The 25,144-nt window shown below is 41.9% G+C and carries 18 protein-coding genes; 2 read left to right on the top strand and 16 right to left on the bottom strand.

Going from position 1 to position 25,144, the window contains the following annotated elements; all coding sequences use genetic code 11:
- Positions 1–11: 11 nt before the first annotated feature.
- Positions 12–848 carry a symmetrical bis(5'-nucleosyl)-tetraphosphatase gene (locus tag I6E84_RS08165; protein WP_197217395.1) on the top strand — a complete coding sequence of 279 codons (837 nt, stop codon included), beginning with the start codon at positions 12–14 and terminating at the stop codon, positions 846–848.
- A gap of 330 nt (positions 849–1,178) precedes the next feature.
- Here the strand turns inward: I6E84_RS08165 and I6E84_RS08160 are convergent, their stop codons facing one another.
- From I6E84_RS08160 to I6E84_RS08110, 11 genes are all read right to left on the bottom strand, one after another.
- A complete protein-coding gene (locus tag I6E84_RS08160) occupies positions 1,179–1,559 on the bottom strand; it encodes a hypothetical protein (protein ID WP_197217393.1) in 381 nt (126 codons plus the stop codon).
- A gap of 44 nt (positions 1,560–1,603) precedes the next feature.
- On the bottom strand, positions 1,604–1,855 hold the full coding sequence (locus I6E84_RS08155) for a PH domain-containing protein (protein ID WP_265090857.1): 252 nt from the start codon (positions 1,853–1,855) through the stop codon (positions 1,604–1,606).
- A 424-nt stretch (positions 1,856–2,279) separates the two neighbouring features.
- A complete protein-coding gene (locus tag I6E84_RS08150) occupies positions 2,280–3,353 on the bottom strand; it encodes a glycosyltransferase family 4 protein (protein ID WP_227681382.1) in 1,074 nt (357 codons plus the stop codon).
- Between the two features lie 248 nt (positions 3,354–3,601).
- Complete coding sequence (locus I6E84_RS08145; RefSeq protein WP_197217389.1) at positions 3,602–6,055, bottom strand: site-specific recombinase; 2,454 nt, start codon at positions 6,053–6,055, stop codon at positions 3,602–3,604.
- Between the two features lie 247 nt (positions 6,056–6,302).
- The gene (locus tag I6E84_RS08140; protein WP_197217387.1) at positions 6,303–8,087 is read right to left on the bottom strand and encodes an acyl-CoA dehydrogenase C-terminal domain-containing protein; all 1,785 of its coding nucleotides are present in this window, start codon (positions 8,085–8,087) and stop codon (positions 6,303–6,305) included.
- Positions 8,088–8,400: 313 nt separating this feature from the next.
- The gene (locus I6E84_RS08135) at positions 8,401–10,194 is read right to left on the bottom strand and encodes an acyl-CoA dehydrogenase C-terminal domain-containing protein (protein ID WP_110923814.1); all 1,794 of its coding nucleotides are present in this window, start codon (positions 10,192–10,194) and stop codon (positions 8,401–8,403) included.
- 388 nt (positions 10,195–10,582) lie between these two features.
- Positions 10,583–12,286 carry a putative bifunctional diguanylate cyclase/phosphodiesterase gene (locus tag I6E84_RS08130; RefSeq protein ID WP_197217385.1) on the bottom strand — a complete coding sequence of 568 codons (1,704 nt, stop codon included), beginning with the start codon at positions 12,284–12,286 and terminating at the stop codon, positions 10,583–10,585.
- Positions 12,287–12,348: 62 nt separating this feature from the next.
- Positions 12,349–13,215 carry a 16S rRNA (uracil(1498)-N(3))-methyltransferase gene (locus I6E84_RS08125; protein ID WP_197217383.1) on the bottom strand — a complete coding sequence of 289 codons (867 nt, stop codon included), beginning with the start codon at positions 13,213–13,215 and terminating at the stop codon, positions 12,349–12,351.
- 235 nt (positions 13,216–13,450) lie between these two features.
- Positions 13,451–14,299, bottom strand: coding sequence for a methylenetetrahydrofolate reductase [NAD(P)H] (metF, locus tag I6E84_RS08120; protein WP_197217381.1), 849 nt, complete (start codon positions 14,297–14,299; stop codon positions 13,451–13,453).
- A gap of 13 nt (positions 14,300–14,312) precedes the next feature.
- The gene (ahcY, locus tag I6E84_RS08115) at positions 14,313–15,737 is read right to left on the bottom strand and encodes an adenosylhomocysteinase (protein WP_197217379.1); all 1,425 of its coding nucleotides are present in this window, start codon (positions 15,735–15,737) and stop codon (positions 14,313–14,315) included.
- 271 nt (positions 15,738–16,008) lie between these two features.
- A complete protein-coding gene (locus I6E84_RS08110) occupies positions 16,009–17,910 on the bottom strand; it encodes a TonB-dependent receptor plug domain-containing protein (protein WP_197217377.1) in 1,902 nt (633 codons plus the stop codon).
- Between the two features lie 405 nt (positions 17,911–18,315).
- Between I6E84_RS08110 and I6E84_RS08105 the strand changes: the two genes are divergently transcribed.
- The gene (locus tag I6E84_RS08105; RefSeq protein WP_227681377.1) at positions 18,316–20,307 is read left to right on the top strand and encodes a mechanosensitive ion channel family protein; all 1,992 of its coding nucleotides are present in this window, start codon (positions 18,316–18,318) and stop codon (positions 20,305–20,307) included.
- Positions 20,308–20,407: 100 nt separating this feature from the next.
- On the opposite strand, the gene I6E84_RS08100 is transcribed toward I6E84_RS08105, so the two are convergent.
- The 5 genes from I6E84_RS08100 to I6E84_RS08080 form a co-directional block, all read right to left on the bottom strand.
- A complete protein-coding gene (locus tag I6E84_RS08100; protein ID WP_197217375.1) occupies positions 20,408–21,040 on the bottom strand; it encodes a DNA-3-methyladenine glycosylase family protein in 633 nt (210 codons plus the stop codon).
- Between the two features lie 149 nt (positions 21,041–21,189).
- Positions 21,190–21,921: a Smr/MutS family protein gene (locus I6E84_RS08095; protein WP_197217373.1), complete on the bottom strand. Its 732-nt coding sequence runs from the start codon at positions 21,919–21,921 to the stop codon at positions 21,190–21,192.
- 115 nt (positions 21,922–22,036) lie between these two features.
- Entirely contained in the window at positions 22,037–22,906 is an 870-nt protein-coding gene (gene trpC / locus I6E84_RS08090) for an indole-3-glycerol phosphate synthase TrpC (RefSeq protein ID WP_197217371.1), read from the bottom strand.
- Between the two features lie 178 nt (positions 22,907–23,084).
- A complete protein-coding gene (gene trpD, locus I6E84_RS08085) occupies positions 23,085–24,206 on the bottom strand; it encodes an anthranilate phosphoribosyltransferase (RefSeq protein ID WP_197217370.1) in 1,122 nt (373 codons plus the stop codon).
- 95 nt (positions 24,207–24,301) lie between these two features.
- Positions 24,302–24,925 carry an anthranilate synthase component II gene (locus I6E84_RS08080; RefSeq protein WP_197217368.1) on the bottom strand — a complete coding sequence of 208 codons (624 nt, stop codon included), beginning with the start codon at positions 24,923–24,925 and terminating at the stop codon, positions 24,302–24,304.
- Positions 24,926–25,144: the final 219 nt, after the last annotated feature.

Below are 25,144 nucleotides of genomic sequence, written 5' to 3'. Positions count from 1 at the left end.
ATAGAGGTACTATGAGTTTTCGCCACCAGTATGTCATTGGAGACCTGCAGGGTTGCTATGCTGCTTATCTTAAATTACTTGAAACCTTGAATTTTGATCCAGCCCAAGACAAGCTATGGTTTGCCGGTGACTTGGTAGCACGTGGTGAAGACTCATTGAGTACGTTGCGTCATATCAAGGCGCTATGTGAGCAAGGAGCGGCAGCAACAGTCCTTGGTAATCATGATATCAATTTGATTGCTGTCTGGCGCGGCGCAGCGAAGCTCAAAAAGAAAGACAAAACAGCGCCGATTTTTGCCGCTGATGATTGTGATGAGTTGCTTGAGTGGTTACGTCATCAGCCGCTATTGGCTTACCCTGATGAACAGACCGTACTGGTGCATGCTGGTATTCCACCGCATTGGAGTATCGATGAAGCAGCAGGCTATGCACAACAAGTAGAAGCGCAATTACAAAGCAGCTTATGGCAGCTCGATCGCTTATTACCGAATTTGTATAGCAAGTCAGCTGATGATTGGCAGCCAGATATCAATGGCTTTACTAAAATGCGTGCTATCACTAACTATTTTACGCGTATGCGTCTATGTAAACAGGATGGCACGCTTGAGTTTGGTTTTTCATCAGGTTTAGATGAGTTGATGCCTGAGGGCTTCTTGCCATGGTTTGAATGGCAAGTACCACGCTCGCGTAAGATACTATTTGGACATTGGGCTGCACTAAAAGGTGAGGTTGATTTGCCACATGCACGTGCACTCGACGGCGGCTGCGTGTGGGGCAATTGTCTATTGGCTTATCGTCTCAGTGACGGTCATGTAATAACGTCAAGCGAGCAGTGCCCGAGTTTATAACGAGGGCTATAGCTGAGCTTGATATAAGAGGCTAGATAAGCGGTCTGTTTTAAGTAGTCTGTTAATAGGTTTAAAGGGTGAAATAACTGGTTTGATTGGGGGATACCCTAATTAAAAATTCTGATTAATTTTACTAAGTAATTTGATTATTACATTTTGATATTGCCATTATTACCCATGATAAATAAAAAAAGCTACGATAGATTGAGCATCGTAGCTTTTTAGTTGGATCCATTTGATTTTTGAGTATCGAAAGCTCAGCCTAACCTACGTGCTAATTTATATTTAAAATAAATAGTATTTAGTCTTATTTATTGCAAACTAACTTAATCAGGGTCTATGACCCAATTCTTTTTGAAATTCAAGCCAAGGTTTAAGCTGTCCTTCGACGATACCTTCATAAGCATCCCAATCATTTTTTAGAAAATCATAAAGTATAGGATGCATCCTATCATTTAGACCTGCTGATAAATCAACCGTTGTTAAGCTTACGTAATTGTCTGCTAAAATCTCTATGTTATAGACCTCACTTTCCCTATACGCCATTAAGCCTTGGTAATTACTACAGCTTGCTAAATAATAAGTTTCAACTTTATTCTCACTATAATTTTTACTTTCATAAACACTATATATGTATATGAAGTCACTATCATTCTTACTCAGTGCTCTAATCATGATTTTAAATTCTACCCATGTGTTGAATTGAGCCATGCTTTCAATTTTTTAGTCATTAAGTTCATATTTAGAACTATCGGCTAACTCTTTATCAGCCCATTATTATCATCAGTTTTTAATGCTGGTACACGTTCTTGTATTGCATGATAGAACCTATCTTTGTCTTTTGGTGATATCACTATGCTACCACCTTCATATCTTATCTCAATCCTATCTAAAGACAGTGCTGGAGCAGATAAAGTACTGCTGGTAGGAGTGATATTGGTAATGTCTTTCAATGAGATGCTCTGAGTAGAAAAACCATTTTTCACTGACAATGTGTCAGCTGTCAAAGTGTACTTTATATTAAAAAACAGTACCAATAACAGTAACGCAGTTGGTATGGTAAAAAGGCTAATAAATATTATTCTTTTAATAGAACTATTGTTATACATCCATTCCCATACAGGCACCAAAACGAGTAGTAAGCTAGAACCCAATATTAAAAACGCCAACCAAAAATCAATCTTTGATGTAAATATAGTACTTATCATAATTTGTTAGCAGAAAGCCTTTAGTTAATATTTATGTTCGAATAGCTCATTTCATGTACACTGCGAAGTACACTTAGACTGTTTCAGTGAGTTAAAACGCTGATACCAGTAGCCTACAGCCAAAAGTTCAAATCCTCATTAGCGGACAGAACCAGTAAAGGTAACTGATTGGTTCACCATAGATATAAACCAGTCATACAGCCGATTAAGGTGATATTCTGAGTTATTCAAAACTTTTAAGTAGATCTAACCACTCACTTATTATATTATCGGGTTGATAAATTTCGACTTTCTCTTTACCTCTTAAGCTGATAGTTTTTCTCTGCTCATCATTCTTCATCAAACCAATCAACGCTAAAGCAAGTTGGCCAATATCATTTTTAGGAACTAAAATAGAGCCTGTACCTTTTAAAACTTCTGCGGGCCCCGGTCCACAATCAAAACTAACAATAGGTAGGCCAAAAGCTAAAGCCTCAGTCAAAACCATACCAAACCCTTCTGCGCGAGAGCTCAAGCAAAATAGCTCTGCCTCCCTATAATAGTGACCCACATTATCAGTCGCACCGACCAGTTCCACACTCTCAGTTATTTGGTTTGCTTCAATAAACTCAGTTAGCTTTGCTCTTTCTTCACCCTCACCAACTATTTTTAATGTCCACTCTGGCATCATTGCAGTTACCTGAAGCCAAGCTTCAAGTAATAAGTCAAACCCTTTTTCTCTATGTAGACGACCAACCGCCAATACTATTTTTTTATTTTCCTCAATATATTCTTGAATAGGAAACGGACAAGGATTGGCTATAGCGATTATTTGTGATTTATGACGAGTATTTTTTAGCCAATACTCCTTATCTCTTTCGGTTAAAGTAACCACTGAGTCACAATATCGTGCCGCTAAATGTCTGACGACAGAGCTTCTACTGATACCTTCATTAGGATCAAAGTTAAAATGCTCCCAGCCTATATGCTTTACTTTCAAGCCTAAAGTCGCGGGTAAAGTATATGGAATAGACTTTGTGTCTACTGCCATTATTATGTCAGCACGCTCTGCTTTTAACAGCTTTCTTATTCTATAAATAGCATTAGGCGTATGACCTAACTTGACGCGGGGAGAACCCGATAGTGAAATTATTTTAATATCTTCATTTAGAGGAAAGAAAGGTGTATCACAAGGTCCAAGACTAGCTAATATTATTTCATGGCCCACCTCAGATAGACCGTTAGCAATCATAGAACCTACGCGTTCAACACCAGCGCCCTTATTAAGGCCATAAAACAACACCATTAAAATTTTCAAATCGATTGCCTTGCTTGTTAGGGTCTGTTGAACATGTACATATTCGGGCTACTGATGGTTCTGGTTCGGCTGACTCCTGTTGTCAAAGCTGACAGAGATATGCCATCATTTCATACGAAGTGGCTAACTCTGGTGACTTGATAAGATTTAGGTGGTGAGAGCAATGACGTATCAAAAAACATGGTTAGCCATCTCATTAGCCATAAGATCAGTAGTTAACCAAGTATAAAGCCACCTAAACCATCCTATTAATTAGGCAGTTTTGGCGGCTTTTTTGGTTTTGGTAGAGGTGTTTTTGCATCGCCTGCTGCTTTGCTATCAGGATCTACATGATGTGGTTCTTTGCTGATATCGCTGTTAGCATCGTAATCATGGTTGTTCGGCGTTTTGTCCGTTTGATTGTACTGAATATCATTGGTGTAGGGCATGCTATTGAGCTCTTCATCCATTAAGCCATCGTCAAGGTCTACAGTTTGGTGAGAAGGGGCATGAGCTTGCGTATGATCGCCCTCAGGTTGATTGTCATAATATATATCAGTGTTTGTTTGAGGATACTGAGCATTACCTTGTTTAGACTCAGGTAAAATTCTGACATCCGACAAACGTCGTACGACATAATTGCTTGGTAAGTGTTTACCATTTTTTTGCGCTGAGGTATCGTCAAATATCATATGCCCTTGGCTGTCGATACGTGCGTATTTCATTGGCTTATCACGTGGCCAGAAAAAGTCAGAAGGATGGCTAATAATATGACCGAATACCAATTTGGTTAGGCGACTCCATTCAAAGAAACGAACTTCTTTAGAGCGTAATGCGACAAACAGTGCCAGTGAAAAACTGACCAATAAGTTGACGATACCAATAAGTGCCACGCCAAGCATTGAGACTAAAATAACGCTCCAACTTATCTCATCGGCAGAGCTATTAAATAAACCATGTGCCAAGTTCGCCGAGGCAAACGCAATATGGCGAATATCAATTGGCAAGCCAAATATAAAGCCAATTGTCGCAGTACTACCTAAGAACACACCGAATAAAAAGTTACCCATGATGGCACCCAAATTGGCTTCTATAAAGCCACCAAGGCGCTGAAGCCATGATTTCGGTAGTATGTACATGAGTAATTTATGGCGTTGGATACGGGCACCTATATTATTGTACACCGCTAAATTGTCATAATAACCAGCAATCAGACCCGATAAAAATAAGTACACACCAGCAATCGCAGCATGGGGCAGTGCCAGAGAGTGAAAGGGATCTAGATCATGGAGTAGGTGACCCGCTTTTTCGGAGTCTATCATCGGTGTACCCGTATATTGCAGCCACGCAAAAGAGATAATGAGGGCAACGGGTATCGCCAGCATCACATTACCCATGATGGCAACGAACTGAGTACGCAAAATATCGACGACCAACTCTGATAATTTGGTCAGCTGATGGGATTTTTTACCAGAGCTTTCAGATATGGTAGAGGCAATAGCGGCTGCCGTCATGGCTGGCTGCTTAGTAGCAACGGTACCACGGATGACATGGATGAAGACAAAGCCCAAACCATAAATCATACTGTTAACGAACGCTCGACCTATTGGAGCCAGTGCCAATTGATAAGCCAGTATTTTGATAGTGGCCATAAACGCAATGATAAAGCCACCAATAGAGGCTTTTTTGAACATCTTTCGGTAGCCAGACTTATCGGTACTGATGTAATGCTCACCGACACGGCTCGCATTCTCTGTGACTTTACGAGAGAGTAGCTTGGTATTATTATCGATTAAATAGCCAATACTATAGCGACGATTGGCAGTTGTAATCAGCGTTTGAATCAGATCAATCACCGCACGATCGCGCTTGTGATCGTCATCAGTGACCAGCTCCGTCAAGATGCGCATACGTTGTAAGCTTTGGTCTAAGCGCAGCATCATATTCGTCAGTCGAATAGAGATACCAGTTTTGTAAATACGTTTGCGTACGGTGGCAACGATATCCTCACACTGCTCAATCATTACCAATAACGGAGCTGGATCAACCGCTTGTTCAGGGGTGATGTCCGTTAACGTGTCAAGCTCATGCGCTTTTCTGTATTCATTGACAAACAGGACTGCTTCTTGGTTTTGGGCCACGAAAGACGCTGAGTAATTCAACATCTGCGGATAAGAGTCCATCAAATCAGGATGCAAGCCGATACCACTGATGCGATAAGACAAGATAATAATCGCATTCAGAATACTGTTTTTTACGGTGGCGACTAAGTCTAAATGCTTCTCTTCTACTTTAAGCAGCTCTATTAACGTATCCCATTTGTCTTTTTCGATATTGGCAAGCCAGCGTTCATCAGATTTTTTATCGAACAGGTAGCCAACCAACTCAACGACAGAGTCTTCTTGCGGTAGTATAGGCAAAAAACGATGGCCAACCAAACGGCGTAAGCTGTTAAAGAATCCTTGGTCTGACATGATGCCAGTATCAGTATACAAAGCGATTTGACGGTATTGAATGATTATCTTTAGGACGAAGCTAGAGAGTCCATCAGCATATTCTGGATGCTGACGAAGAATGTCAATAAGCGATTGAATATTTGCGTTGGCGAGGGCGGGCTCTTTATCATTTACCCGTAGCTCGTCTATTAAACGCTTTAGTACCGCGTTATCGGGTACATCACTTAAGGCAGTAATCTGCTGTAAAATGTGTTTCATTTCTGACACGTCATACCCTTTGTTATGATTATTTTGGTAGTTTTTATTATGTAATGGGTCACAGTAAGCGTTTTTCTGAAAATATGAAAACCTCTTTATTTGGTTGAAATAACGCTTTATTGTACGTCATTTTAATCTGAACCATTCATTGATAGTCACTTATTTTGTTAGCAATTATGATGAGAATCATTTTGGCACAAAAAAGGACAGCTCAATGTGGCTGTCCTTTTTTAAGAGTGTTTTATATGATAATTACTTAGCTAGCAGGTACATTAAAGTAATCAAGATCAAAGTTCATCATCGGATCACTACCAGCTTGTACCATCTGTGCATGTGACTCGATACGTGGCAATATACGACCGACAAAATAATCAGCAAGCTTGGCTTTATTGGTATAAAAATCACCTTCTTTGCCATTGGCCGCTTCGACCATCAGTGCAAACATGTACGAATATGCTAGGTAGCCAAAGGCATGCATATAATCAACGGCACAGCCATTGACTTCATTTTTACGCTCGCCAATATTACCAAGCACAGTCTGAGTCAATGCTTCGATCGTATCTGCAGCATTTAACGTAGCTTGTTTAATGCCATGATCTGCTTGCATGTTACCGATAAAGTCACGGATTTCACCCAAGAAATTTGTGACATATTTGCCGTTATTACGAGCAACTTTACGGCCTAATAAATCAAGCGCTTGAATACCGTTGGTGCCTTCATAAATCTGTGCAATACGAGTATCACGTACGATTTGTTCCATACCCCATTCGCGGATATAGCCATGACCACCAAATACTTGCTGGCAATCAACAGTAGCTTCTAACGCTTTATCGGTCAAAAATGCTTTGGCCACTGGCGTAAGTAGGGCAACACGGGCAGCAGCTGCTTTTGCCAACTCAGGATCTGTACTAAATTTTTCTTCATCAAGGTTTTTCGCAACGTACATGGCAAAACAACGAGAAGCTTCGGTATTCGCTTTAGCGTTCAGTAGCATACGGCGTACGTCGGCATGATGAATGATAGCATCAGCAGGTTTTTCTGGGCTTTGTAGTTGCGTATCGCTACGGCCTTGACCACGGTCATTGGCATATAAAGCGGCATTTTGATAGGCAAGCTCAGAACCACCAAGGCCTTGTAGACCCATCGTGACACGCTCATAGTTCATCATAATGAACATTGAAGATAGGCCTGTATTTTCTGCGCCAACCATCCAACCTTTAGCGTTGTCAAAGTTCATCACACAAGTGGCTGATGCTTTGATGCCCATTTTATGTTCGATAGAACCCACTGCCAATGTGTTGCGCTCGCCTAAGCTGCCATCTTCGTTGACCAAGAATTTTGGTACCACAAACAATGAAATACCTTTTGAGCCTTCTGGCGCATTAGGTGTTTTTGCCAATACCAAATGAATGATATTGTCAGTCAGATCATGCTCACCACCAGTGATAAAGATTTTGGTACCAGAGATATCAAAGCTACCATCATCATTAGGCATAGCTTTGGTCTTGATAATACCCAAATCCGTACCAGCATGTGGCTCGGTCAAGCACATAGTACCTGACCATTCACCGTTGTACATTTTTTCGAGGTAAGTCTGTTTTTGCTCTTCAGAGCCAGCAGCGTTCAAGCAAAGCGTCGCACCGACTGTCAGATTTGGATACAGTGCAAACGATTGGTTTGCAGTGAAAACCATTTCTTCAGTCAACATGGTGACCATTTTTGGAAAGCCTTGACCGCCGTACTCAGCGTTACCACTTAGACCAACCCAGCCTGATTCAGCAAATTGCTTATAAGCTTCTTTGAATCCAGTTGGGGTAGTAACGACGCCGTTACCATGAAAGGTTGCGCCTTCTTCATCACCACTGCGGTTGATAGGCAACAGAATATTTTTTGACAGTTTTGCCATTTCTTCCAAAATCATATCGACAGTTTCTATATCAACATGAGCTAAGTTTTCGTTATTTTGCCAAAATTTAGGCGCATTAAACACATCATTTAAGATAAAGCGCATGTCGTTAAGAGGGGCATTATAGACAGCCATAAACATTCCTTTGGTTCAAATGAGTAGAGTTAAGAGTATTAAAGTTATAGGTTGTTTTTCTAATGTAACCTGAGCGATTAATAATTAAAGTTTAACAAATAAGCTTGCGCGCGGGTGTATTTCTTCGTGAATCGTGCGTGCACCAAAAGTTAGTAGCGACTATTGTGATGCTGAACTACCTCTCAAGGGCGAAGGCCGTTGTTGATATAAGATACTAAAGCACTAAAGCGACGAACAGTGGCACAAAATAAATCGGCAACATACCGTGGTATGTTGCCGATCATGTATCTTAGCTAATTTATAAAGTCTTCAATTAAAAAGCAAATTGATCGACGTCCATGCTCATGTATGGCTCAACACCAGTGCTGATACGCTGTACGTGAGTGGTAGTACGTGGCAATAATTTAGCAAAGTAGAATTGTGCGGTTTTTACTTTGGCATCATAGAATGCGGCTTCGCTAGTACCGTCTGCAATAGCAGTTTGTGCAACTAGTGCCATACGAGCCCATAAGTAAGCTAGTGTGACATAGCCACTGAAGTACATGTAATCAACCGCTGCACCGCCTACTGCTTCAGGGTTTTCAGTCGCTTGCATGCCGATACGTGCCGTTAGATCACCCCATTCTTTAAGGTGCTTGACAAGTGGACGAACAAATTGACCCATCTCGTCATTTTCTTTGTTATCTTCACAGAACTGTTGAATGATATTGACAAAGTTGCCAAGTAGTTTGCCTTGTGAGCCCAATACTTTACGACCTAATAAATCAAGTGCTTGGATCTCAGTCGTCCCTTCGTATAGACAAGCGATACGAGTATCACGGACGTTTTGCTCCATACCCCATTCGCTCACAAAGCCGTGACCACCATAAATCTGTATACCATGATTGGCGGCTTCTAAACCAGTTTCGGTCAAGAATGCTTTGGCAATTGGTGTCAATAGCGACAGCATTTGATCAGCAAATTTAAGCTCTTCGCCTTCGCCTTTTGCGACGATATCTGCAAAATGCGAGAGGTAATAAACCAATGCACGGCCGCCTTCAGCAAAGGCTTTTTCAGTCAATAGCATGTTGCGAACCGCTGGATGCACAATGATCGGGTCAGCTACTTTTTCTGGTGCTTTAGTGCCTGATAAAGAGCGCATGGCCAGACGATCTTTTGCATAGGTTAGTGAACCTTGGAACGCATACTCAGCAGCTGTTAGACCTTGAACAGCAGTACCGATACGGGCAACGTTCATAAAGGTGAACATGCACTGTAGGCCGCGGTTTTCTGGGCCAATTAGGTAACCTGTTGCACCATCGAAGTTGATGACACAAGTGGCAGAGGCTTTAATGCCCATTTTATGCTCGATAGAACCACAAACGACATTGTTGCTTTCACCAACGCTACCATCTTCATTGACCGTCATTTTAGGGACGATAAACAATGAGATACCTTTTGTGCCAGCAGGTGCGCCTGGTAGGCGCGCTAATACAATGTGGATAATGTTGTCAGTTAAATCATGCTCGCCGGCAGAGATAAAGATTTTTTGACCAGTAATGCTATAGCTGCCATCTTCTTTAGGCTCAGCTTTAGTACGGATAATACCCAAATCAGAACCCGCATGCGCTTCAGTCAGACACATCGTACCTGACCATTCGCCACTGATCATTTTTTCGAGATAGGTTTGTTTCTGTGCATCAGTACCATGGTGTTCGATGGTTTGAATAGCACCATGTGATAGGCCGGGGTACATAGAGAATGACCAGTTGGCCGTACCAACCATTTCATTGATAACCGTTGATAATGAAAAAGGCATGTTTTGACCACCGAACTCTTCTTCAGCAGACAAAGCAGGGAAGCCAAGCTCACAGAACGCTTTGTACGCTTCTTTAAAACCTTTTGGCGTGGTAACAACGCCATTATCAAAATGACAGCCTTCAGCATCACCGCTTTGATTCAATGGTGATAGCTCATTTTCAGCGAAGCTTGCAGCCATTTCGAACAGGCTATCCATCAATTCACGGTCAGCTTCCTGAAACGCAGGTAAAGTTTTATAGTGGCTTTCGCTATCAAGTAACTCATGCATTACGAATTGAATATCACGTAAGGGCGCTTTATATTGCATAACTTCCTGTCCTTTTTGGAATATAATCAATAATCGTCAAGAGTAGGTTGCTGCACTATTAGATAGCGCAAAAGTCCTGGTCACTTTAATCTGAACATCCTAAATAAATGCTAGGCTGTAATACAGATTGACTAAGTTATCGATTACATAAAATCGTATTGAAAAGAGTGGTGATTGTTAGAGTCGGCTTGAGGCTGGATAAGACCTAACAAATTCACTATAAAAGATAGGCTTTCACAGAAGATTATACAAGTTTGGTGACAGGACTGATAAGTCATGAACCTACCTTGCATCCGTTGTGTAATCGAAGCTAGGCGTTCAAGATAAAGACGAATAACCACATGAAATTATTAGTGATACTAAGTAAGTGACGTTCAATCAGGTTGGGTTATACCACACTGTACTGCTGAATTAACATATTGGTTGCAGAGTCAGCTGGCACGGGTCTGCTCAGCCAATAGCCTTGACCTTGCTTGCATCCCATTGCAAATAGTACGTCACGCTGCTCCTCGGTTTCGATACCTTCAGCGATGACCTGCATATTAAGGGCATTGCCCAAATCTAAAATAGCCTTGACAATCGCATGTTGGGTAGGATTATTTTCAATATTAGAGATAAAGCTTTTGTCGATTTTAATAAAATCAAACGGATATTCTTGTAAGTAACTTAACGAGGCATAACCGGTGCCAAAATCATCTAAGGCCAGACAGATTCCCAACTCTTTGAGTAACTCCAGTTGTTTTTTAACATTGCTATGGCGTTGAATGAGAGAAGATTCTGTCACTTCAATATGCAATTTATGCGTAGAAATCTCATGCTGTGTAAGGAGGCTGCTCACCATCTCAGAAAAATTAGGATGGCTAAATTCCGCGGCGTCCGCATTGATACAGATATGCTGAAGAAAGCCTTGTTTTTGCCAAATCGACAGCTGCTTGGCAATTTGAATGGCCATTTGTGAGAATAGCTCAAATGATAGCTTATGAGCGATAATGGCATCGATAAAGTGTACTGGGCTCAACAGTCCACGAGTCGGATGTTGCCAGCGTACCAATGCCTCAAAACCAGTAATGGCGCCTGTCGCTAATTCAAATTTTGGCTGATAATAAGGAATAAACTGGCCTTCAGAAGCGGCGACTCTGAGTTCAGCCTCTAACTGCCAACTATCAGTGGTGGCTTCATCAATAGCGGTGTCATACCAGCAGATATCGTCACCACCCTGATTCTTGACATAATGTAGCGCTTTTTCGGCCTTGGTCAACAGCCCTGTCAATCCTTCACCATCTTTAGGAAAGTAACTAACACCAATGGATACGTGACAATATATCTTTGCTTCTGATTTATCTGGAGAAAAGGGACGTTCACACATTTGCATTAAGCTGTCTAGCTGGTGACGAATGATATTAGCATTAGGGCATTCGAATAATAAGGCAAAATCATCACCACCAAAATGGGAAAAACAATGCAAATTATCGAGTTTGAGTTTTTTGACGCGTTTGACAAAACTGTTAATCAAAGCGTTTATGCCATCAGGGCCCAGTAAGCTTGAAAGGCTGCGATAACGGTCGATATTCAAACGTACGATGACGACCTCTTGGTAACTGTCTAATAGTAAGTCGCTGACTTGACTCAAAAATACTTTACGGTTTGGCAGGCCTGTCACTTGGTCATAATTGAGCAAATGTACCAATTGTTTTTTGTCTTTGATGGCAGAAGAGGTATCACGCAGCATACCAATATAGTAAATAGTCTGTTCGACATAGAGTTTGCGATAAGTGATATGACAATCAACGATCTCCCCATAGCGATTGGCCATCGAAAAGTCATTTTCATAAAAACCATTAGTATCTAGATGACTAGTGATATCCGCTAAGATATCTCGTTCTTCTTTTGATAAAAATTCTGCCGCGTAGATACCAAGCGGTCGCCCAAGTAAAAATGACTCGGTATAACCAATAGTCATCTCATAACAAGCATTAACTGATAAATAGCGCAAATTGGCATCTAAGATGAATATAGAGTCATCAAGTTGTTCGCATAACTGAGCCAGCAACTGTTGCTTGTCTGCGATTGGCATAGTGGCGGCATTAGTCATAATCGGACCCATAACATTAAAGTGGAAGAATAAATAAGGTTACATACATGGCCTTTTGATAACTAATGACTCAAAGCATGTAAGGTCGCCAATGCAACTACCGGGGCTGTTTCGGTACGTAATACTCTCGGGCCAATTTGCCAAGGATGAAAGCCGAGCTCTGATGCTTGCTGACATTCATCGTCGCTGAGCCCGCCCTCAGGGCCAATTAATAGTTCAATATAAGGTGTCGACTGTTTTAGGGTGACTGGTAACAATTCAGGCATCGCGGGCTGTCCTAGTGCTGGCACGCTCAACTGCACACGTAAGTCAGCTGGCTGCTGTAGCCGATGATAATAGGCATCTTGACTGAGTGAGGTTACTATAGGGCTGACTACTGTCTCTTGATTGTTATCTGCTACTTTGGCTAACCAGTCATGGATAGAGATAGGTGCGAGAATGAGCGGTGGACGATTGAGGCCGCATTGCTCGCAGGCTGCTATTGCCACTTGCTGCCAATGTGCAAGTTTTTTCTCAACTTGTGCAGGTTTTAGATTGACCTCACCATGATGGCTACTTAGTAATTGAATAGCCGTTACACCCAGCTCGGTTGACTTCTGAATCGCATAGTCCATGCGTTCAGCGCGACTCATTACCAGACCAATTTTAGTGAGTACTGATGCGCTACGATCATCCTCTATATGAGCCAATAGAGTGACAGTGGCATGCTTTTTACTAATGGTCTGTAACTGTACTTGATACTCACCGCCAGACCCATCGAATAAAACACCTTTATCACCAACATTTGCCCGTAATACGCGACACCAATGATGAACAATATTTTCTGTAAGTTCGACATTGGCACCTATAGGCAAAGTGCTAAGTCGAGGGTAAGTTGTATTTTCTGCATTATCGGTGTCATTGCTGGTAGCATAAAAAAAACGTCGCACAGTTGCTTAATCCTATAATTTGAATAATGAGTTTTTTAAATATCTTAGCAGAATATCGTCAGAGTAGGTGAAGTTATTGCTGTTAGTACATTTAGCATAATACTTATTAGTATAATTTTTATTGTAATAAATATTAATTATTTCTGATTGTCTCTAATAATCTCAAAAAGTTATCACCAAAAAAAACTGGCGCTCCGAAGAACGCCAGTCGCTATGCAGTAAATTGAATAATAATTTACGTGGTTAACCCTAGCTCTTCAACCAAACGTTTGTTTGGCTCAACTTTGTTCATGCTATAAAAATGCATGGCAGGTACACCTTCGCTAATGAGACGCTCACATAAGCGATAAACCACATCAAAGCCAAATTCACGGATGGCCTTGCGGTCATCACCAAAATCTGCCAATTGCTTACGTACATAACGTGGAATGTCAGCGCCACAGCTATCAGCAAAACGCATCAGATTGCTAGAATTGGTAATTGGCATGATGCCAGCAACCAATGGCTTAGTAACCGTATCAACACCGCGCTTTTCTAGGGTGTCGCGCAAGTATAGATAGCTATCAGCATTGTAGAAGAACTGGGTAATCGCTGCATCTGCACCCGCTTGGAACTTGTTGACCAAGTTGTCGATATCAGAATCGAAGCTACGGGCTTGTGGATGCATCTCAGGATATGCGGCTACTTCGATACGAAAGTGGTCACCTGAATGTTCGCGGATAAACTTGACTAAGTCTAACGCAAACGGCAGCTCACCCATACCAACTTGACCTGACGGTAAGTCACCACGAAGCGCGACAATACGATTGATGCCCAAACTCTTGTAATGTGTCAATAGTTCAGCGATTTCGCTTTTATCATCGCCAATACAGGACATATGAGGAGCAACACCAGTATCACCACGTGTGCATAATGCTTGCACAATATCCAAGGTGCGACTGCGGGTGGAACCACCAGCGCCATAAGTCACCGAAAAATAACTCGGTGACAGCTTGTTTAGCTCATCATAAGTACTCAGTAGCTTTTCGTGTCCCTGCTCAGTTTTTGCAGGGAAGAACTCAAAAGAGAACGCAGGCTTACTCACAGTCTGGCTCCTTTTAGTATTTATAAGCGTCAGGCTTGAATGGGCCTTCGACTGATACACCTAAGTATTCAGCTTGCTTTTTAGTCAGCTTGGTTAAAGTACCGTTAAAGCCTGCAACCATCGCAGCGGCTACTTCTTCGTCTAATTTCTTAGGCAATACTTTTACGTATAAGTTATCAGTACGCTTGTCTGCTGGTAGTTCAGCGAATTTTTCTTCGAACAAATACATTTGAGCCAATACTTGGTTAGCAAATGAGCCGTCCATCACACGTGATGGGTGACCAGTCGCATTACCTAGGTTCACTAAACGACCTTCAGCAAGCAAGATCAAATAATCGTTCTCATCATCTGAGCGGAAGATTTGATGCACTTGTGGCTTGATCTCAACCCAGCGCCAGTTATCACGCATGAATTGGGTGTCAATTTCGGTATCGAAGTGACCAATGTTACAAACGACTGCACCAGGTTTCAGTGCTGCTAGCATATGACGATCACAAACATGGTAGTTACCAGTGGTGGTAACGATCATATCGGTATCTTCTAGCAGACGCGTGTTGATGTTTTCTGCGCCGCCAGTGTTATCACCGTTAATGTAAGGCGATAATACTTCAAAGCCGTCCATACATGCCTGCATGGCACAGATAGGATCAACTTCTGATACACGTACGATCATGCCTTCTTGACGTAAGCTTTGCGTAGAGCCTTTGCCCACATCGCCATAACCGATAACCAAAGCACGGCGACCAGCAAGGAACATGTCGGTAGCGCGTTTGATAGCATCATTCAAGCTATGACGGCAGCCGTACTTGTTGTCATTTTTAGACTTAGTAACGGCATCGTTGACGTTGATTGCTGGCACTTTAAGTGTACCTTTGGCAAGCATCTCAACCAGACGGTGGACACCAGTAGTCGTCTCTTCTGAGATACCATGAATGCTATCAAGAAGCTCAGCATAATCATTATGAATCAAAGCAGTTAAGTCACCGCCGTCATCCAAAATTAGGTTGGCATCCCAAAGTTGGCCAGATGCTTCGCCGCCCACGTGGACTTGCTGACGTAAGCACCATTCGTACTCTTCTTCTGTTTCGCCTTTCCAAGCATAAACAGAGATACCAGCAGCAGCAATCGCAGCAGCAGCATGGTCTTGAGTTGAGAAGATATTACATGAGGTCCAGCGTACTTCAGCACCTAGCGCGACTAGTGTCTCGATAAGTACGGCAGTTTGGATGGTCATGTGGATACAGCCAGCGATTTTAGCGCCTTTAAGTGGCTGATCGGCTTCGTAGCGACGACGCAAACCCATTAGGGCAGGCATTTCGGCTTCAGCAAGAGTGATTTCACGGCGGCCGTAATCAGCAAGGCTAATATCAGCTACTTTATAGTCAGTGAAAGAGGGGTCGATCGTATGGGCAGATGGGGTGTTAGACACTGCGTCCATAATATGCTCCTATCAGTGGTTAATTTATGATAAAAAGAATAAAAACGCAGGTGCCGTTGTTTGCGCTGTGAGCGACCAAAATAGGCCACTCGACAGTTAACCGAGCCTAACATAATGATTGATCAGCATGGCTTTGAAGCCTAGATGCAATAATCAGTAATTATGGCGCAACACCTCTCGGAGGGTGTCATTGTAATAGATGACAGGTAAAATGTCACCCATAAAAAAGACCATCAATCGATGGTCTCTTGTAACGATAGAACAAATAACTTTAATGCCAGTTATAAGTTAATGAGGTGAAGAAGTTAGTACCGTCAGTTTTATAGCCAATATCTGTTATATAACTTTCGTTAGTGATATTGTTTAGACGTGCTGTCATAGATAGGTTGTCAGTCAGTTCGTAGCTACCACTGATATTCAGCAGTCCATAATTGTCTATAAATTGAGCGTCAGTATTGGTAATTCTGCTGTAATAGTCACCCACATATTGATACTCAGCACGAATATCCAAACTTGGCAGACGGTATCCGACGTATACCAATCCTTTATGTTCAGGACGATAGGGGAGATAGTTACCATCATTATTTCCGCCACTATTGTCTTCCGCCTGCTGGTAGTCATAGCTACCACCAAACAGGTAGTTATCAACAGTCCAATCTGATGTCAATGTTAAGCCTTTAATTTCGGCTCTATCGACGTTTTGAGTAGCTCCTGCATAAGGGTTGGCGGTTGTAGGAGTTGCGACATAACTGATTAAATCTTCAACATCATTATAATAGCCAGTCAAGCGTGTAGACTGTAATGGCGTACTGTATTCAACAAAAGCTTCATAGTTGTCGCTGGTTTCAGGCTTTAGATCAGGGTTGCCACCGTATCCAGGATATATATCATTGAAAGTAGGTGCGCGAAATCCTTTTGCATAGCTAGTACCAATACGCCAATCAGGATTAATATGGTAAGCACCGCCTAAGTTATAAGTCGTTTCATCACCGTATTGTGAGTTATCATCATAACGTAGGTTTGCTTGGGCATCGAATTGGTTGATATCAAATACGTAGCCAAAAAATGCACTGGTTACATCACGATCATCGATTTCATAGGCACTACTATCTAGGCTTTGGTTAAGGTATTCGATCCCATAAAAACCTTGACCAATTGAGAGCTGATGTTGACCTAGTAAACTTATTTGGTCTTGTTTGGTATCAAATACCCCGCCATATTGACTAGAAGAGTCACTCTTATCAATTGAATGACCATATTGTAGTTTCAATGAAGAACCTGGCATATAATTCCAATCTACATAAGCCTGAGCACTACCATTTTCTTGATCAGCATGCGCATTTTCATAGCTACCGTCATCAAAGTCGGTAGTAGACTTGCTATATAATGCACTGACGCCTGCTAGCCATTGATCGTTAATGCGTTGATTTAGAGCAATACTCACGTTGTCGCTCTCAAACCCGTCTTCATCTTTATTATAACCAGATGCACTGGGCAGTTTGGCGCTAATACCATCGCTTTCATTGTGACTGGCTGATAAACTCAGTGTGGTACCAGTGTCATTGGCAAATTGAGCGCTAGCACCGTATAAGTATTGATCGTTTGAGCCAACACCAGCAGTAACCGACATGCTGCTTTGATCTACATTACTACCTTTGGTGAATATTTGAATCACACCGCCCATCGCATCTGCACCATAAATACTAGAGCCTGATGCACCATATAAAATTTCGATACGATCGATTTGGTCGGCAGGCAATAGGTTGAGTGCTGCACCACCATTACTAACAGAGCTATAGCGTATGCCATCAATCAATACTAAGATTTGTTTGCTATCGTAACCGCGCATATAAAAGTTTGAGACTGTACCCATGCCACCATTAGTATAATGACTGATACCAGGCTGCTGCTTCAATACTTCAAAGGCACTTTGCCCTTGATAATGTTTTAGCTCTTCACTATCGACCACGCGTGTCTGAGCAATAACATTACTAGTCTTAGTCGGTGTGCGGGTAGCTGTTACAACGATTTCATCGAGTTCAACTTCTGGTACTTCGTTGTTGCTTACGACAGTAGAATCGGTTGCTGCTGTTGCATTCAAAGAAAATACGCCAAGTGCGCTCAGAATACATAAGCGAAGATAGGCAGTCGAAGAAGAACGTGGTAAAAACATAGTCAATTCCAAAGTAATCATATTAAGAAGTACAGAAATAAAAAATAACCATTTTGACGCTAATATGGTTAAAAATTACAAAAAGCAATAAGTGAGCAAAACTATGCTCATTATCTATAAAAATCACCACTTTATAAACCACTTTAACCTAATGTTTCTTCACGCTAACATGAGTAAATTTCATGGTTAGTTGCTAATTATTCATTTGATAATCATTTCGGCTTTCAAATAAGCTGATATTTATGAGAGATTTGAGCTAAATTAGTAAGCAATATCGTTGGGCAGTTATTGATATAGATAGCTACAAAAATGCGTAATCAAAAGCACTGCTGTGATAAATAATTGCTATCATAGTCAGGATTTCATTGTTCTCTGTTGTACTATCCATAAGCTAAGAGGTTTGTTTTGTCTACTAAGTATCGTCTGATTCCCAGCACCGAGTTATCTTCATCACACTCAATCATTAAAGTACCATTACTCATGATGGGGTTTTTACTTGTGTTACTGTTGAGTTTGTTATGGCCAACTCATACTTTTGCAGCAGAAGCCAGTTCATTGGGTATTAGTGATAGTAGCAGTGAAGAGTCAGAAAAATCACCGCGACCGGATTCATTCGGGCGAGATACACCAAGGAATACGGTGCAAGGGTTTATCAGCGCCCTGGGTGAAAATGACTACCTGCTGGCGAGTAACTATCTAAATTTATCGAAGTCTGACAATCCAACGACTATTGTACGGCAATTTAAGCAAGCGCTAGATGCAGGTGGCCGTTTTCAGCCGGATTTGCAGCTGAGCAATACGCCTGAGGGTAACCTCACTGATCAGCTACCACCAAATCAAGAAAATGTAGGTGCGATTAATATTGGTGAAAAAAGCGTGTCACTGATACTCGAAAAAGTTACGTCTGAGAGAAATGAAAAGTATTGGCAGTTTTCAAGCGATACGCTCAGCTCGATACCGGAAGTAATAGAGAACACTGAACCCACTTTGGTGTCTCGCTATACTATTGATTCATTGGACGGCAAAAAGCTTTTCGGTTATCAGTTGGCTGATTTGGTCGCGGCGCTGGCCATGATCGTCAGTAGCTTTATATTGACTTACATCATGGTTTGGCTGTTGTATCATCTATTGAGAATCACTTATCCGCATGTTCGCGGTGTGACATTGCCATTACCGGATAAAGTGATATTGCCGCTTTCCGTAGTAATTATGGCACTGATACTGTCTGAGGTGATGGTATACGCTGGCGTATCAGTGACGCTACGCGAGCCAGTCAACCGATTTACAGAAATAGCTTCGTGGGTGGCGATAACATGGCTACTACTACGAGTCGTCGATGCCATATTCACTCGTGCGGTAAATTTGAGCTATAAGAAAAACTATACTGAGCGGGTTTCAATCTTAGGCCTGATGCGCAAAGTGGTTAAAGCGCTGCTGCTGATATTTGCTGTGATTGTCATCTTTGGTAATTTGGGTTTTGATTTGACCACAGGTATTGCTGCATTGGGTGTGGGTGGTTTGGCGTTGGCACTGGGTGCGCAAAAGACCATCGAAAACTTAGTTGGTAGTGTCGTCGTCGTAGCAGATTCGCCAGTGAGAATCGGTGACTATTGTAAATTTGGCACTTATGAAGGTACGGTGATTGATATTGGTATTCGCTCATCGCGTGTGCGGACATTGACGCGTACGATCGTGACGGTACCGAACGGTGACTTTTCATCGATGCAGATTGAAAACTTTACTTCTCGTGATATGTTTCGTTTTTTCCATCATTTATATCTGAAGCGTACCGCTGATCTTGATGTGATTTTCAAAATGGTAAACGACTTGGATGAATTCATAAAAGAGCATGATTTAACCAACCCAGAGTGGAATCAGGTCAATATCTTAGAGCTGCGTCAAGATTGCTATGTCATTCAGTTGCAGGCTTATGTCAATGCTACTGGAATTATTGAATTCTATGACAAGCAAAATACGTTATTTATCGATGTATTAAAGAAAGTCGCGAAATATAAAGTAGAACATGCATTGCCGACTCAGCAGCTTATCGTCAATCAAGCCGAGCTAGAAGATCACATTGATAATGAGGATCAAAACCATAATCAAGAAAGCAATAATCAAGCAAACAACCCCATTGAATCGGTAAAAGAGGTATCAACTAGTAAAGATACTGATAATGACAGTTCTGATGACCATAATGCTGTGGATTTAAATAAAGATAAAGGCAATGAAAGTACTAATAGCGATGAAGCCCTCAATGAAAAAAAGAAGGCAACATTGAAAAGCAAGAAAAGCCACACGCTCAAAGGACTCATACATAAAAGCCATGTATTAAAGAAAAGCAAGTTTAAGCATGTCAAAAAAAGACCTAGCTTTTCTATATGGAACCAATTTTAGAGTAAAGATTAAAGAGACCTTTGTAATGGTGTTAAATACAGAGTTTGTTATCAATAAGATTTAGACGATGGTATTACTCACTTTTTTTAATACTAGGTCTTTATAAAGGCACGGCAGTTTTATTGCGTAATGCACCGTAATACGACCATAGCAATAGGCTGGCAGCACTACGGTGTGGTGACCAGTCTTGGGTCAGGTTCTTTAATTGTTTCGGCGTCGGTCGCTCTGCTAAACCTAGCAACTCCATTGCAGCCACTTTGATGGCTAAGTCATCGACAGCGAATACGTCTGCGCGTTTTAAAGAAAACAACAAGTACATCTCAGCCGTCCAGCGACCAATGCCAATGACACCGGTTAGCGTAAGTATGACATCTTCATCTAGCATAGTTTCTAATGTATTAAAGTCTATATCGTGCTCAACCAATGAGCGAATATAACGAGTTTTTTGTTTAGACAGTCCTTGTGCTCGCAAAGTCTCATCTGTTGCCTCAATGATTGCATTCGGTGTCGTCAAGCCTGCATCAACCAACCGTTGCCAAATGCTGGCTGCGGCAGCGACAGATAACTGCTGACCAACCATTGCTCTCATCAGCTGCTCAAACCCACCTGTATTGTGTCTAAGGCTTGGCGTGCCAACTTGCTTATGGACAGGCGAAAACCTTGGCTCGATAGCAATTAAAGCAGTGATATGCTCATTTAGTGTTTCAATACTTTCAATTGTTTGTATGCTCATGATAGATTCACTCTAATAAAAATTGTGCATGACAGTCGTATAGCTGTGTGTCTACAGCTTGCTACTATAGAAATAGACGATTTATTTATATAAAAAAGGACTGCTATTTGCAGTCCTTTTTATTTCTAATACTGGGCTAACAATACAGACTATTCGCCATCAGCTTTAGGCTTTTTGAGCAATACCAATACTGCACCATTACCACCATCTTTAGGCGGGGCAGAGCAAAATGCTAGTACTTCTGGTAATTGACGTAACCAACCGTTCACACACGTCTTTAGAATGGCCTCAGAGCCTTTGCCATGGACTATTTTTACCATCGTTTCATTTTTCTGCTTCGCTTGACTCAGTAATTGCGTCATGGCGTCGCGAGCTTCTTCTATCGTGCAACCATGAATATCTACAGCATCATACCAACGTAGCTTTCCTTTCTTAAGTTGATCAAAGATTTTGTTTTGCAAGGTTGGCTGTTTGTACGATAAAAATGCTTCAGCAGCGACAGGGTTGAGCAGTGCTTGCATATCTGACAAGCCTGCACCCAAGTCACTCGCTTCACTACCTTGAGCAGCTGCACGTTTAGACAGTGTGGTTGCATCAGGTTTGCCCACTTTTGCTGCGTTTGCAGGTGAGCGGACGTTTTTATCGTCAAGCTGATTGACACCATGCATGGCTTGCATAAACAGTACTTTATCATCATCAACATGTTCGCTGTTCATTTGCTTAACAGTCTTATTTACTTGCTTTTGCGTGGGTAATGACACAGGTTCTGTTGGCTTTTGATCCTCACCTTCAGGTGAAGTGGTATCACGACCTTTGCTTAGTTGGCCTTTTAGCTCTTTAAGTTGGTCTTGCATTTCTTTTGAAAACAGAGAATTTGACATAAAAGTTAATGTATCGTTGGTTGATGAATGAATGACTTGATAGTCTATATCGTCGCTGGTTCTATATTGATATAAGCTTACGAGTCGTATCGTAGCCTAAGCTATTTTGGTTACTTTACTCGTCTGCTGCGACGCCCGCAAGTAAGGATTGTAACGCTTGTCCAGGATGATCGGTTTTCATAAACTGCTCACCAATTAAAAAGTGCTGAATATCATGGCTTAACATCAAACGAATATCATCACTGCTATGAATGCCACTCTCGGTGACGACAAGCGGTTTAAGGGTTGTATTGTCTACCGCTAATGCTTCGATCAAAATATTTTTTAGATCTAATGTGGTTTGCAGATCGACGTCAAAAGTATTTAAGTCGCGATTATTAATGCCATAAATATTATGTGCTGAGCGTGGCAATGTTAGTGCACGATCAAGCTCAGATTTGGTATGTATCTCTATCAATACATCCATACCTAACTCAATACTCAGTGCGTGCAGCTCATGTACTTGCGTGTCATCAAGGCAAGCCATGATAAGTAGTATACAGTCTGCACCCATTAGATAAGATTGATAGATTTGGTATACATCCACCATAAAGTCTTTGCGCAATATTGGTAGGCTTGCAGCATTAGCCGCTTGAAGAAGATAGCTATCATCACCTTGAAAATAATCACGATCAGTTAATACTGATAAACAGCTGGCACCAGCTTGCTCATATTGCTGGGCAAATAATGCCGGTGCAAAGTTATGATTGATGATGCCTTTAGATGGTGATGCTTTTTTGATTTCAGCAATGATACCGACACTGTTTTTGTTCGTACTGGCCGCTCGTAAAGCAGCAGCAAAGCCTCGGCGTGGTTTATTATCAGCTGCGACTTGCGCTTGTAAATCCTCAAGAGAAAGCATCTCACGCGCGGCTTTTACTTCTTCTATTTTGGTTGCGACAATGCGCTGCAATACTGAAGGTATGTCTGAGTGAGTTGTGGTCATACTGGTATCCGAATAATATTAAATGTAAATATAGTCAAAGAACTACTAAACGGCTACGGCATTACCCTTCTTAGATGTACGACTTGTACAATCTGCAGTCGGCTGCCTTGTATCCGTTTTAGATTTCTTTGTCTATAGACAGTGGTGGCAAAGTTTGCATCATATGAGTGCTTACAAGTTAACCCTGAGCCACTAATTGCTGTGTGTAGTTGGCCAGAGACTCAAGTTTAGCCAATGCATCACCATTTTGGATGGCTTTTTGCGCTCGGCTCACACCATTGGCGTAGTTGCTGGCAAGTCCTGCCGTATATATGGCCGCACCTGCATTAAGCGCAATCATATCACGTGCTTTGAGTACAGAGCGGTCATGAGTATCGGCTCCAGATAGTGCAGCGCGAATCAGCTCCAGACTTTGCGCTGGAGAGTCGACATCGAGACCGATCAGTGTCTGCGATTCAATACCAGCATCTTCTGGCATCATCTCATAAACAGATATCTCGCCATCTTTTAATTCAGCGACCGTAGTGGAAGTAGCAAGGCTAATTTCATCCAGGCCGTCTTTTGCACCCACGACCATTACATGACGGGCGCCCAAGTTTTTCATGACGTTGGCGATAGGCTCACACAGTTGGGCAGTGAAAACACCAATGACCAGATTGGGCGTGCCAGCAGGATTGGTTAATGGCCCTAAGATATTGAAAATCGTACGCGCTTTGAGTTCGCGGCGCACAGGTATGGCATAGCGCATGGCACTGTGATGATTGGGTGCGAACAGAAAGCCGATACTTTGGTTTTCGATACAGTTTTGTGCTTGTTCAGGTGTGAGCGCAAGGCTAATACCCGCTTGTTCGAGTAAGTCTGAGCTACCCGATTTGCTAGACACGCCGCGGTTGCCGTGTTTGGCAACTTGCGCGCCAGCCGCTGCTGCCACAAGAGCAGAGGCGGTAGACACGTTGAATAAATTAGCGCCATCGCCACCAGTACCAACGATGTCCACTAAGTGATCACAGTTCTTTGGTTCGATATTAGAAGCCAAGGCACGCATGGCACTGGCCGATGCAGTAATCTCATCGATTGATTCACCTTTCATACGTAAGCCAGTCAAAATAGCGCCCATCATGGCGTCGCTACATCTGCCTTGCATGATGATCAGCATCACTTGATACATCTCATCAAAGGTTAAATCAATGTGTTGAAAAATTCTTTCTAAGGATGCCGTCAATAACTTATGAATATCTGTATCAGACAATTGAGCAATACTATCTGGAGTGTGATTGCCCTCTATTTTTGTTGTACTCATTATATTCTCTCTTACTATTTTTATAAGTTTGTTTTAGATTAAGTTGGTTTCAAATTTAATATTATAGATATTTTAGATTTATTTTTTAACGATACTTAGCCGACTTGTGGTAATTCGTTCGAGGCCAGTACTGCCAAATTATGTGTTTGCAAAAAGTTATTGAGCAACTGATAACCGGCCTCGCTCAAAATAGACTCAGGATGGAATTGCACCCCTTCGATGGCCAAAGTTTTATGGCGGATGCCCATAATTTCCTCAATGCTGCCATCGGCATACTGTGTCCATGCGGTCAGCTCAAGACAATCGGGCAGGCTGCATTTGTCAATGACGAGCGAGTGGTAACGGGTGACTTGTGATGGATTAGGCAATCCAGTAAACACACCTTGACCGTTATGGTAGACGGCTGATAGCCGACCATGCATGACTTCACCAGCTTTGACCACTTGACCACCAAATGCTTGTCCAATGGCCTGATGACCCAAGCAAATGCCCAATATCGGTATGATACCTTTGAATGTTTCAATCACTGCTAAAGAGATGCCAGCTCGATCAGGATCACATGGGCCAGGACCAATGACAATTACGTCTGGTGCAAGGGTTTGAATTTGTTCAATGGTAGCCTGATCATTACGCCAGACGGTGATGTCCTGCTGTAATTCACCGAAGTACTGTACGATATTGTACGTAAAGCTGTCGTAATTATCGATCATCAAAATCATTGGGTTTTCAACTTGTGGATGTGATTGTGTTTTTTAGACTTATATTTATCTATAGTGGTTCTTGGTTTAAGTAATTTTTGACGCAAGTGCTTCTGGATTCATACGTTTGTCAGGCGCAGTTATCTTACCATTATTTTGTGGTCTATCAAATGTAAGGTACAGGCTATCCAAGTAAGTCATGCGTAAAAATTATTTTACCTCACAATACTTTTGACGAAA

This window comes from Psychrobacter sp. SCQQ22 (genome assembly GCF_015864605.1).
Lineage (GTDB): Bacteria > Pseudomonadota > Gammaproteobacteria > Pseudomonadales > Moraxellaceae > Psychrobacter > Psychrobacter fozii.
This window is presented reverse-complemented; position numbering and strand designations above follow the sequence as displayed.